Source organism: Paenibacillus sp. 01T442, from assembly GCF_056398345.1.
Genome location: NZ_JBFTPF010000001.1, coordinates 110,107 through 123,121 on the forward strand (window position 1 = coordinate 110,107; position 13,015 = coordinate 123,121).

Here is a 13,015-nt window from a genome sequence, read left to right on the forward strand (position 1 = left end):
GAGGAGAAAATTATCATGCGTAAATTTCTATCTGTCGTATTAAGTGCTTCAATCGCTCTATCTAGTGTTGTTACTGTTTCATCCGTTGCTTTTGCAGAAACGAAATTCCAAATCAAAGAAGATCAAACGATCTCCGCTAGCCTTAAATCTTTCTCGGATATTAAAGCACTCTTCACAGATAAAACCGATAAAGCCGTTCTTGCTGATATTAAGAAATTATATGTAGATAAATTCCAAACCGATGTTAAACGTCTGGATGTCAACATCAAAGCAGATGATCCTAAAATGGATGCTAACATCTTGCTTATTTTGGATGCTGCCATTAAAGGTGACTTGCCAGTAGGTCCAGCGAATGAAGCAATCGATAAAGGTTTGCAATGGTATTACTTCTTCGCACTTCGTGATTTGATGAGCAACCAAGTACGTCCTGCATTGACGAAAGGCGACATCGCTGGAGCGACGGCTGCTTTCGATAAAGTCGTTCAAATTTATGAAGGTGCTCTGCAAGCTAACGTTGTAAAACGTGATACGAAGTATAACTTGAACATGGTACCACTTTTGAAAGCAACAATTGAGCTAATCCAAAAAGATATCAAAGACAACAACGTGAATGACTTTAACTTCCACCGTCAAATTCTTGACAAAACATTGATCAAAAACTACGCGCTTGCAACATATACATATGCTGAAAATGTTGGTTTGGCTGCGGCAGCTGACCAATCCAAAGCAATCACAGAAGGTTACTTCCTCTACATGCCTGTTTATACATACCTCAAAGGTGGAAGCCCTTCTGATGCTGACTTCGTGAAGAATGCCTTCGCTTCAGGTGATGCTAGCAAAATCAAACAAGCTGAAATCGGCGATGCCCTTCAACGTACGATGATCGGTAAAGTATCTGAATATCTTAACCAAATTCTAGTTAAACAAGAAGCTGGTGACCTACAAGGTGCACGCGGATATGTTGCTGAAGGTACCATGTTCCTTGCTAGCCAAGAAGTGTTCTTGGGTAAAGAGAAATTTGCAGCTGCAAGTGTTGCAGCTACGAAGTTAAATGAAGCTGTTGATAAATCCGATGCAGCAGCTACGAACGCAGCTATCTTTGACATCGTAAAATTCCTCGTTGACAAAGATGGTTCCAGCTTAAAAGTGAATGACAAAGGATATAAAGTAAATGGCGCTGCTTTCACAGCTGAGAATGCTCCGTTCGTTAATCAAGAAAGCGGCCGTACGTTAGTGCCGGTGCGAGTTATTGCACAAGCGATTAATGCGCAAGTTGAATGGGTTGAAGCAACGCAAACGATCGTGATCACGAAAGATGGCAAGAAAACAGAAATCAAAGCTGGTTCCGATCAAGTTGTTGAGAATGGTAAAGTAAACGAGAAAGTTAAATTGGATCAGCCGGTTGTTCTTCAAAACGGCAGTTCATTCATCCCATTGCGTGCAGTAGCTGAGTTGTTCAGTTATGGCGTATTCTATCAAAATGGTGATATCATCATTCTTCGTTAATCATCTCGTTCGGAAGGGAGACACTTGTGCTGTATAAGCACAAGTGTTTTTCAATGTTCAGTGCAAGGAAAGAGAACAGGAGGCAGATCATGGATTTACAGGCATTTCTCATTACGTTTCGCGAGGCACTGGAAGCCATTCTCATTGTGGGTGTCATCCTTACTTATTTGACTCGAATTGATGCGATCCATTGGCATAAATGGGTATGGGTTGGCGTGTTTTTCGCCATAGTTGTCAGTTACGGCTTGGCTCTTGCTTTCCAGGTTTTATTAACTGGTTTTGCAAGTATGGGTAGTCAGAATTATTTGAAGATCGGGATTATGCTCGTCTCATCTGGTTTATTGACACATATGATTATGTTCATGGGCAAACAAAGCAGTGAGATGCAAGGCAAGGTTCAGAGCAAGGTAGCTCATATATTGACCATTGGCGGCGCTATTAATATGGTTGTTCATTCCTTCTTGGTTGTTGTGCGTGAAGGCGTGGAGACGGTATTCTTCTTCGCTGCTATTACGGGTGGCGACATTCAGAAAGCGCTTGAAAGCTGGGGAGCTTTATTCGGTCTGGTGCTAGCCGCAGTGGTAGGACTTCTCTTTTTCAAAGGGACAAAGAAGATTCGTTTGAGTACGTTCTTCCGGATAACCGCTGTCTTCCTCATGATGATTTCGGCTGGACTGTTTGTTCAGGCGATTGGGATTATGCAGGATTTAGGGATTATTGGCAGCCTATATCGAACAGCTGGTCACCAGATAGGTGAAATTTACAATATTACAGCCTTTATGCCAGAACATCCTATTGACGGTGTACAATATCTGCGTGATTATGGGAAAGAGCCGCTTATTAACGGCCAAGTCGGTATTTTCTTTAAAGCTTTCCTTGGTTATACGCAGAATCCTTCGCTGGAAGAGTTCGTAGGTTACTGGGGATATTACTTCTTAGTATTCATTCTTCTAGCTGTTCAGAAGAAGCGTCAGGAACAGCAACAGATCCAAGAAGATAAAGTGGCCGCGTAATACATAGGAGATACGACTGTTAATTGATTATCAACATGAGGAGCGAGGATAACGATGAAGATAGGAATTGTTGGATATGGCCATGTAGGCAAAGCGATTCATGCTTTATTTCCCAAKGCTGTTATATATGATGGACCTCTACAGATGGGCAGCCAAGATGAGGTGAACGCTTGTGACATGGTGTTCGTTTGTGTTCCGACACCCTCGCTTCCGAATGGTAAATGCGATACATCTATTGTGGAAGAAGTTATTGTATGGCTGACATCTGAAGTGATTGTTATTCGTTCTACTGTACCAGTTGGCTTCACGGATGAGATGAAGGAACGAACAGGGAAGAGAATCGTTTTCCAGCCTGAATATTACGGTGAAACCGTGGATCACCACTTCGCGGACTTGCGTCACCGTACATGGCTTACACTGGGCGGCGCATCTGCCGATGCTAGCCTTGTGGTTCGTGCGTATCAGCAGGTGTATAACGCGGAAGTGAGAATACGGTTGACAGATGCTCGTACAGCGGAAATGGCGAAGTACATGGAGAATTGCTTCCTTGCGCTGAAGGTGTCATTTTGCAATGAGTTTTATGATATCGCTGGTGCTTACGGCATTGATTACAATGAATTGCGTGAAGTTTGGCTCGAGGACCCTCGAATCGGGCGAAGTCATACATTTGTCTATGAGGATAATCGCGGTTATGGCGGCAAATGCCTGCCGAAAGATGTTAACGCACTCATCAGCTTCGCTGAGGATAAGGATGTTAACGTCGATCTAATGAGAACGGTACAGCAGAAAAACAATCGACTTCGGGATTTGAATGAGTAGAGAAATGAAGGAGAACTTCACATAATTAATGCTATACTACCGGAAAAGTTCATAACGAAGCCCAGTAAATTAGATAGTTAATTTACTGGGCTTTTTTGTGCAATAACGGAATGAAGCTAAAAGCTAAATCATTACGATGACAGCAAAGAATGATTACTTGAAGGTTACACATCCGCTAAACGCCCGTCATGTAAGGGTTTTCAAGGTTGAGTAAAAGAAGTTAAATGAGTACGATAGCCTGATATTCATTTCATAACTTATGATACGAGGGAAGCCAAACACATACCAGTCAGGAGGAAGTCGAGTGCCGCAACCCTTGGAAGCACAAATGCAAAGAGCTCGATTAAGCTCATTTAAACGATCACAGCTAGTGCGAGATCTCTTAAGAGATCGATGGATGTATCTACTTTTGTTTCCCGGGATCTTATATTTTGTCGTATTCAAATATGTTCCGATGCTTGGTCTGGTCATGGCGTTTCAGGACTACAAGCCTTTTACCGGATTTATAAACAGTCCATGGGTTGGCTTTAAACATTTTGAACGATTTTTTATGGAGCCCCAATTCTGGTCACTATTTCGAAATACTTTGTTGTTAGCTATCTATAATTTAGTCTTCTTTTTTCCACTTCCGATCCTATTAGCTCTTATGATTAATGAAGCGCGAAGAGAGATGTTCAAACGAATCGTCCAAACATTGCTCTATTTACCGCATTTCATTTCGTGGGTAGTTGCTGTAGGTATATTTTATGTGTTATTTACGACAGAGGGTGGCGTCGTTAATGAGTTGCTGGCACAATTCGGGATTGAGAAAATCCCTTTTATGCTAAGCGAAGAATGGTTTAGACCCATGATTATTGCGCAATCGATTTGGAAAGAGGCAGGTTGGGGGACGATTATCTTCTTAGCTGCTTTGTCTGGGGTCGACTTGCAATTATATGAGGCTGCTCGGATGGATGGGGCTGGTCGCTGGCGTCAACTCTGGCATATTACGATACCTGCGATCCGCAGTACGATTGTAATCCTGTTTATTCTACGTTTGGGAAGTTTCCTGGATACAGGCTTTGAACATATCTTCCTGATGTTGAACTCGATGAACCGTGAAGTGGGCGAAGTGTTCGATACCTATGTGTATATGAAGGGTTTGACACAGGCGCAATATAGTTACAGTGCTGCAGTTGGTTTGTTCAAATCGTTAGTGGGGCTGATACTTGTCCTCGGTGCGAACAAGCTAGCGAAGAAGTTTGGCGAAGAAGGCGTTTACTAGGAGGTGTAATCAAATGCCAACGAATGACAATACATTAAGCAATAAAATATTTGATTGGGTTAACTATGCCTTACTAACTCTTGTTTCCTTGATTACGATTATACCGTTTGTCTATATTGTTTCGGTATCCTTTGCAGCCCCTTCAGAGGTTGTCAAAGGCGGATTGCTCTTGATACCTACCAAATTTACGTTTAGCGCGTATAAATACATTTTTTCAACAGACACCATGATTAGAAGTATCGGAGTATCGATATATGTAACCGTTTTAGGAACATTGATCAATCTCATACTCACCTCGTTTACAGCGTATCCATTGGCTCGGGCCACGTTGCGTGGGCGTAAAACCTTTATGCTATTAATCCTCATTACGATGCTTTTCAGTGGCGGTATGATTCCGACCTATTTCGTCGTCAAATCGGTTGGTCTAATTAATTCGTATTGGTCTCTTATGATTCCAACAGCCATTAGTGCATTTAACTTAATCGTTCTAAAAAACTTTTTTCAGCAAATTCCAGATGGATTGGAAGATGCTGCGAGAATTGACGGCTGCAACGATATCGGGACTTTATTCAGAATCGTGTTACCCTTGTCCATGCCAGCTATGGCGACTTTCGGACTGTTTTACGCTGTGGGACATTGGAATACGTTCTTCCATGCCGTCATTTATATCAACGATTCTGAGAAATGGCCCGTACAGGTTGTGCTTAGGCAAATTGTGCTCATGTCTCAAGATAAAATTGGCGATTCGACCTCACAGTCCGATCCGACGGATTATTTGCCTCAAACGATTCGGATGGCTTCGATTGTCGTCGCGACAATACCGATAGTTCTCGTCTATCCATTCTTACAGAAGCATTTCGCGAAAGGCGTTTTATTAGGTTCGGTAAAGGGATAACCTATAAGGGTTCATCTTTGCATATGTACCATATTATTCATAATCATGGAGGGGTAAGAATGATGAAAAAAAGGTATATGGCTTTACTTTGCTCCATCGCGTTGACAACAGGTACACTTGCAGGTTGTGGAAACAGCACAGATCCGAAGAAAGAAGAAAAAACGGTGGATAACACACCACTAGAGGTAACCATTGCTACGCCGCAGGTAGGGGAAGCGCCTAAAAAGGGCAGCGATATTGAGCTTGCGATAGAGAAATATACGAATGCCAAAATTGATATTCAATGGATTCCAGATGCTGCTTTTGAAGACAAGAAGAACATCATGATTGCTTCTAGCGAAATGCCGAAAGCTTTTAAAGTAAAAGCTAACGCTTCGACCCTAAATGCCATCCAGTCCGGTCTATTCTGGGAAATTGGCCCTTTATTGAAGGATTACAAAAATTTATCCGAGCTTAGTCCGATGTACTACGACAACATTAAAGTGGATGGTAAATTGTACGGGCTGCCGTTATACCGAGACATTGGACGTGCAGGAATTATTTATCGTAAAGACTGGTTTAGTGGGCTCGGCTTAAAGCCTCCGGTTACACTAGACGATTGGTACAACATGGCGAAAACAGTGGCAGAAAAAGATCCTGATAAGAATGGTCAAGCAGATACTTACGGCTTCTTCTTGGATAAAAACTATAACGATCCAGTGCTTAGCAGCAGTTTTTTAACTCGTCTATCGGTTCCGAATGGCGCACCTAATAAATGGGGGGTTGAAAATGGTAAAGTCGTAGCTGAATTTATGACGAAGCCATACATGGACTCCTTGAAGTTATTGAAACGTTTGTATACTGAGAAATTAATTAATCAGGATTTCTCCATTGTGCAAACGGCAGATTCTGATAACAAATGGAATGCGGGTAAAGTCGGTATCCGTGTTAATACCGTAGCAACAGCTGCTGCACTTTCTGCTGATAATGTTTCGAAATCAACGCCAAGCGCGGTTGTGGATGTCGTGCCCTTTGAAGGTCCATCAGGACTTAAAGTTCCGGCTGAGTCTGGAAACAACGGTTTCTTCCTATTCCCTAAATCAAGCGTGAAGACGGAAGCGGAACTGAAGCGCCTATTAGGCTTCTTCGATAAGCTGCTAGATGCTGAAATGTCAACGCTGCTGACAAGAGGGGTTGAAGGCAAACACTTTACCAAAACAGAGGATGGCAAGGGTCAAATTAAAGATTTGACACTGTTCAACCTTGAGGTTAAACCGTACCGTGATAGCTTGCCGTCATTTGAAACAGCAGGAAAAGGACTTCCGTTGAAGCAAAACGAGCTGCAGGCAAAAGGTTCGAAGATCGCTCAGGATAATCTGAAAAGCGTCGTTCCGAATGTGGCCCAGACATTTAATTCGAAGACCTACGCTGAAAAAGGCGTTGAGCTCGATAACATGATTCGTGATGCCCAAACCAAATACATTATGGGTAAAATCGACGATGCTGGCTGGCAGGCCGAGCTCGATAAATGGATGAAAGCAGGCGGCGAGAAGGTCATTGCTGAGTACACGGCAGAATACGCTAAGCAGAAAAAATAGAGTGGTCCATAAATATCGAGTCTGAGAGACGGAGTGAGTACATGCATACAAATGTAAATGTCATCGAAAAAACCGCTTATATCAATGGCTGCTGGGTAGAACCCGGCAGCCGCCCTTCTAAGGATCATTACAGTCCCCTAAATACGGAGTTGTTAGTAGGACGAAGCCTTCAATTGAGCAAGGAAGACGTTGACTTAGCCGTAGTGAGTGCTAAGCAAGCGCTTCCAACATGGTCTAGCTTGTCAGGTACACAAAGAGCAGCGTATTTGTTTAAGGCCGCACAGAAGATAGAGGATCATCTCGAGGAATTGGCACAACTTCTTACAGCTGAGATGGGAAAACCGATCGGCGAGGCAAGAGGTGAAGTCAATCGCGCTGTCGTACTGTTCCGGTATTACGCAGGTGAGGGACTACGCAGCATTGGTGAGGTATTGCCTTCCACAGACGGAGTATCCCACTTATACACGACGAGGGTACCGCTTGGCGTCGTAGGTCTGATCACACCTTGGAATTTTCCTGTCGCCATTCCTGTATGGAAGATGGCTCCAGCTTTAATATTCGGTAATACCGTTGTATGGAAGCCTGCAGAGCATTCTACCATTACAGCAGCCAAGCTCATGCAGCTCTTGGAAGAGAGCGGCTTCCCGCAAGGCGTAATCCAGTTAGTCAGCGGCTCTGGCTCTGTTGTCGGACAACGTATTCTAGATCATCCTGATGTGACGGGAATCTCATTCACGGGCTCAGATGCTGTCGGCAAGCAAGTTTCGCAAGCCGCATCGTCCCGTCATGCGAAATATCAATTGGAGATGGGCGGGAAGAACGCGACCATTGTGCTTGCGGACGCCGATCTGGAGAAAGCGGCTGATGTCATCATTAGCGCTGCCATGCGATCTGCAGGTCAGAAGTGTACGGCGACTAGCCGTGTTATCGTCGAGAAATCCGTGAAGGAACAATTGACCTCCTTATTGATCGAGCGAGCGAACCGGATTAAGCTGTCTAATCCGCAGGAAAATGACTGCTATCTTGGACCTGTTGTGTCCAAACGCCAATACGAGTCGATTCTGGCATTTATCCAAATTKGTATTGAAGAAGGAGCTCAAGTACTTGCTGGAGGGAAAGCGAAGACGGATGGCGAGTTTGCCAAAGGGTACTATATTGAGCCTACGATTCTAGATCATGTTGACCCGCAATCGACGCTCGCACAAGAGGAGATTTTCGGACCTGTCTTAGTGATTAACGAGGTTGATCATCTTGATCATGCGATCGATCTGGCTAATAGCGTTCGTTACGGATTAGCAGCTGCTATTTTTACACAAAATCAAAAGCATGTTCATCACTTTGTGAATCGTATTGAGGCAGGCCTGATTAAGGTGAACGGTGAAACCGCTGGTGTGGAACCTCAGGCCCCTTTCGGCGGGATGAAGCTATCCAGCTCCTATTCTCGTGAACAAGGACGTGCAGCAATTGAGTTTTTCACACAGGTCAAAACCGTCGTGATTACACCATAGTCGTGGGAACGATACGAAAGGAAGAGAACTCAGATGGATTATGCTGCATTCAGTAAAAGGCTGGAAACGATTTCAGCTATTAATATTACACCTTTTGATGAAGAGACACGCCAGATTGATTGGGGAGGATTGGAAGCGAATATCGAGTTCTTGCTGGCGAATGGTACCGAAGTGATTGTGCCCTGCGGAAACACGGGCGAATTCTATGCGTTAACGCTGGAAGAAGCCAAGGAAGTAACCAAACGGGTCGTTGAAATCGTAAATCATCGTGCTATTGTTATGGCTGGCATCGGATATTCCGTTGAAACGGCGGTAGAGCTTGGTAAGCATGCCCAGCAGGTGGGAGCGGATTGCGTGATGATCCATCAGCCTATTCATCCTTATATTACGACGCCTGGCACGGTGTCCTATTACCGTAATGTGATTAAAAGCTTGGATATTCCGTCCATCCTTTATTTGAAAGATGCTCATGTTTCGGACGATATCTTGTTAAGCTTAGCGCCGTTGGATAAATGCGTGGGCGTGAAGTATGCGATCAACGATCTTCCGCGTTTTACCGCAACGGTGCGCAAGATCAGCGCAGCGTACAACATTGCCTGGATCTGCGGCACTGCTGAGAAGTGGGCACCTTACTTCTACAATGCAGGCGCAAGGGGATTTACATCGGGCTTAATCAATGTCAATCCCGGTATTTCACAGGGGATGCTGCAAGCATTGCGCGATCAAGACTGGCCTACCGTATGGAAGCTGTGGGAAGATGTTCTGCCTTTCGAGAACCTGCGTGCCAAATATAATGCCGGTAACAATGTGGTCGCTGTGAAGGAAGCGATGGAACAATTGGGACTTCGTGCAGGTGTTACGCGCGAACCTGTTGATCCTTTGAATGAAGCGGATAAGAAGGAAGTAACGAACTTACTAAGCGCATGGGGGCTGCTAACAACATGAAAATTTCAGATCTTAGACTTACGGTTATCGCAATGCCGCGTAATACAGGGTTTGTCTGCAAGCATGTCATCGTGGAGATTGATGCGGATAACGGATTAACAGGTATTGGTGAAATGTCGGACTTTTCTCATCTTCCTCATTATTCATTAGATATTCAGGACATGGCCGTGGTGCTCAAGTCCATCCTATTAGGCCAGAGTCCATTTGATATTTCACTGCTCAATAGGGAACTGCTCAGCAATTTTCCAGAAACGATGTTTTATTATGAAAAGGGTAACTTTATCCGTAACGGGATTGATGCGGCCTTACACGATCTTTGCGCGAAATCGCTTGGTATTTCCGTAGCTGAATTTATTGGCGGCAGAATCAAGGAGAAAATTAAAGTCTGCTATCCGATCTTCAGACATCGCTTTATGGAAGAAGTTGAAGAAAATCTGGCGATTGTCCGCGAGAGACTGAGTAAAGGCTTTGATACTTTCCGACTTTATGTTGGCAAAAACCTGGATGCTGATGAAGCATTTCTGGATGGCGTGAAAAAGGAATTTGGATCGAAAGTGACGATTAAATCGCTGGATTTCAGCCATTTGCTGGACTGGAAATCGGCGTTGAAGGCCACGAAGCGATTGTCGCAATATGATTTCCAGATGGTGGAGAGCCCAGCCGTTCAGAATGATTTCGAGGGGCTTCATCATTACCGAATGAACACGGAATACCCAGTAAGTGAGCATGTATGGAGCTTCCGTCAGCAGTCCGAAATGATAAAGCACGATTCGGTCGATATTTTTAATATTTCACCTATTTTTATCGGTGGAATTACCGCTGCTAGGAAAGCGGCTGCTGCTGCGGAAGTCGCTGGCAAATCCTGCTTGATCGGCACGACGCAGGAGCTGTCTGTAGGTACAGCGGCTATGGCACATCTGGGAAGCTCGCTTGTGAATTTGAACTATACATCAGATCCGACTGGACCTGAATTGTATATTGGCGATATTGTTAAAAGTCCAGTTCAATACGAGAACGGATATCTTCTTGTTCCGGGACGTGACTTGCCTGGTCTAGGCATGGAGCTTGACTGGGATCAAATCAACAAATACCGCGTGGACGATCTAAGCTGGGGGAACGTATCCGTTCATCAGCTTCAGGACCGTACCTCGCAAACCAAGAAGTAAGCATGCAAGCAGCCGTCCGCACAGTAACACCGGACGGCTGGTTTTGATATAATAAGGGTCATTGACACGAAAGTAAACAGAAGTGAGGAATGACATTGCCCACCTATTTATATCGCATGATCCTATTCGCTATGTTGCTGGTTGCCATTCCAGTCACGACAATCGGAATGATTTCCTATCATATTTCCTCTCAGGATATAGAGAAAAAGGTTAAAGAAAGCAATTCCCAAATTTTGCTGCAGAACCAGATGAGAATTGAGCAAATATTGAAAAATGTAGAAATGGGTGCCGTGCAATATTTAAATTCTCCGCTTGTAACAGACAACCTCTACAATGCGTTGACACAGGATGATTTCCAAACGATTACAAGCCTTGCCAAGGGTTTATATAACTTGCACTCTTTATCGGGCGTAGCTGACACGCACCTCATTAACCTGGAACAGGACTGGATGATCAGCAATTTAGGCTTCACCCATACGGCGGATTATTCCGATAAAAAGCTTTTGCAAGATTACGCAAAAAATCCTAAAAATTTATTCTGGTTAGCAGACGAATACGGGATTCGGATGGTTGTAAAGCTCCCAATGATTGCTCCGTCGGCAGCTCCGAAGGCATTACTGATCATAGAAATGTCGAAGACGGAATTGGAAAAAGGGTTAGCGCAAACGAAGCAGTTGGGCGACATCTATGTACTGAACCGCGATCACATCCCATTCTTAAGTAACGCGGGAGCAGACTACATTTCTGATTCGATCCTGGAGCCTTTGGAAACAGTGACAGATACAAACGGTTATTATGAAGGCAAAAAAACGGCTGTAAATTACAGAGTATCGTCCAATAGTTGGATCTATGCTTCCGTTGTTTCCATTGATCAAGTGACGATGGAATCCAAGAAGATTGCACTCGTTACAATAAATGTCTGCTTGATCGTCTTCCTTGTAATTGCATCTGCCGCATTCTATGTGAGCAGACGGATGTATTCTCCGATCCGACGTTTATTTCAGACGATGGAGCAGTACGGTGGCGAAACGACTGAGTCTCGCAGGAAAGATGAATTTGCTTATATCGAGGATAGATTTAATGCGTTATTCCGGACACGGAAGCAGTTTCAACAGCAGCTTCAAGGTCAAACGGGACAGATGAAAGAGTTCTTCCTGTTGAAACTGTTCATGGGACAGGTGACGGAGAGCGAATTTGCATTCAAGTGTGAAACCTACGGCTTTGCGGAAAAAGGGAAGCCCATGGGTGTGATTGCGCTGCAGATCGATTCCCTTCAGGATACGAGATACATGGAAAGCGATAAGGAATTGCTGTTATTTGCTATCCATAACATCGTCAGTGAGCTTCTGCCAGCTAATCGTTTGCTTGGGTCCTTATTGTTGGATCAGTCTCAGGTATCCCTGCTTACTGGGGATGTCGAAGATCTGCAGGAACTGCAATTGAGTTTTCACCAGGCGGCCGAGGAAATTAAAGATAAGGTTCACGAGCTTCTTCAGCTGAAAGTCAGCATCGGGATCAGCCGCGTATTTTCCCGATACACGGATGCCATGAATGCGCATGCAGAGGCTTTGGAAGCGCTGAAGCGAAGGATTCGTCTGGGGAGTGATATCATCATTCATTATGATGATATTGAAACGGTTCATGAGAATAGCAAGCATCTCGCAGCATCGCTGAATTATTTGGAAGATTATTTCGTAAACGCATTAAAAACGGGTGATTCCACATCTACGTTTGAACATTTTGATAAATACGTTGCGTTGATCATGGAAAGAGAGATCCGGTTTAACGATTTTCAATTCGTGATGATTGAACTGATTACTGAGATTCATGGCTTAGTCCAGCAGCAAGGCGGTAAATTGGAAGGCTTAATTGATACGAAATCCGTGCTCCATTCTTTTATGAAGTTGAACACGGTACAAGATATTACGTCTTGGTTTAAGACGGAATTGCTGCCGCCAGCACTCGCCTTCTTCAAAGGACGGGCAGATTCGCAATATATCAACCTCGCGCATCAAATGCTTACAATGATTCATGAAGGATTCGAGCAGGATATCACACTTGAATCGTGTGCTGCGCAGCTCAAATATCATCCTGTTTATGTCAGTCGTGTTTTTAAGAAAGAGATCGGTGTTACTTTTATTGATTATTTAACCAACTATCGGGTTAACATGGCGAAGAAATGGTTGAAAGAGACGGATATGAAGATTTCGGAAATTGCGGAGAGGCTGAATTATGCCAATTCTACGGGTTTTATCCGGACTTTTCGAAAGCTGACAGGCATGACACCTGGCCAATATCGGGACACCTAAGTTAACCATGTTA

The 13,015-nt window shown here is 44.1% G+C and carries 10 protein-coding genes; all 10 read left to right on the top strand.

Annotation, left to right across the window (positions count from 1 at the left end; all coding sequences use genetic code 11):
* Positions 1-15: 15 nt before the first annotated feature.
* Entirely contained in the window at positions 16-1,506 is a 1,491-nt protein-coding gene (locus tag AC1DLM_RS00520) for a copper amine oxidase N-terminal domain-containing protein (protein ID WP_477568745.1), read from the top strand.
* 89 nt (positions 1,507-1,595) lie between these two features.
* Entirely contained in the window at positions 1,596-2,519 is a 924-nt protein-coding gene (locus AC1DLM_RS00525) for an FTR1 family iron permease (RefSeq protein WP_441987562.1), read from the top strand.
* 54 nt (positions 2,520-2,573) lie between these two features.
* Positions 2,574-3,338 (top strand): Rossmann-fold NAD(P)-binding domain-containing protein, encoded by a 765-nt coding sequence (locus AC1DLM_RS00530; protein ID WP_477568746.1) that lies wholly within the window; start codon positions 2,574-2,576, stop codon positions 3,336-3,338.
* A 328-nt stretch (positions 3,339-3,666) separates the two neighbouring features.
* Positions 3,667-4,602 (top strand): ABC transporter permease, encoded by a 936-nt coding sequence (locus AC1DLM_RS00535; protein WP_477569054.1) that lies wholly within the window; start codon positions 3,667-3,669, stop codon positions 4,600-4,602.
* A gap of 13 nt (positions 4,603-4,615) precedes the next feature.
* Complete coding sequence (locus AC1DLM_RS00540; RefSeq protein WP_441987564.1) at positions 4,616-5,497, top strand: carbohydrate ABC transporter permease; 882 nt, start codon at positions 4,616-4,618, stop codon at positions 5,495-5,497.
* A gap of 59 nt (positions 5,498-5,556) precedes the next feature.
* Complete coding sequence (locus AC1DLM_RS00545) at positions 5,557-7,074, top strand: extracellular solute-binding protein (protein ID WP_477568747.1); 1,518 nt, start codon at positions 5,557-5,559, stop codon at positions 7,072-7,074.
* Between the two features lie 41 nt (positions 7,075-7,115).
* Positions 7,116-8,582 (top strand): aldehyde dehydrogenase family protein, encoded by a 1,467-nt coding sequence (locus AC1DLM_RS00550; protein ID WP_477568748.1) that lies wholly within the window; start codon positions 7,116-7,118, stop codon positions 8,580-8,582.
* A 33-nt stretch (positions 8,583-8,615) separates the two neighbouring features.
* Entirely contained in the window at positions 8,616-9,527 is a 912-nt protein-coding gene (locus AC1DLM_RS00555; RefSeq protein WP_441987567.1) for a dihydrodipicolinate synthase family protein, read from the top strand.
* A complete protein-coding gene (locus AC1DLM_RS00560; protein ID WP_441987568.1) occupies positions 9,524-10,693 on the top strand; it encodes a mandelate racemase/muconate lactonizing enzyme family protein in 1,170 nt (389 codons plus the stop codon). The genes AC1DLM_RS00555 and AC1DLM_RS00560 overlap by 4 nt, the downstream gene beginning before the upstream one ends.
* Positions 10,694-10,782: 89 nt before the next feature.
* A complete protein-coding gene (locus AC1DLM_RS00565) occupies positions 10,783-13,002 on the top strand; it encodes a helix-turn-helix domain-containing protein (RefSeq protein WP_477568749.1) in 2,220 nt (739 codons plus the stop codon).
* Positions 13,003-13,015: the final 13 nt, after the last annotated feature.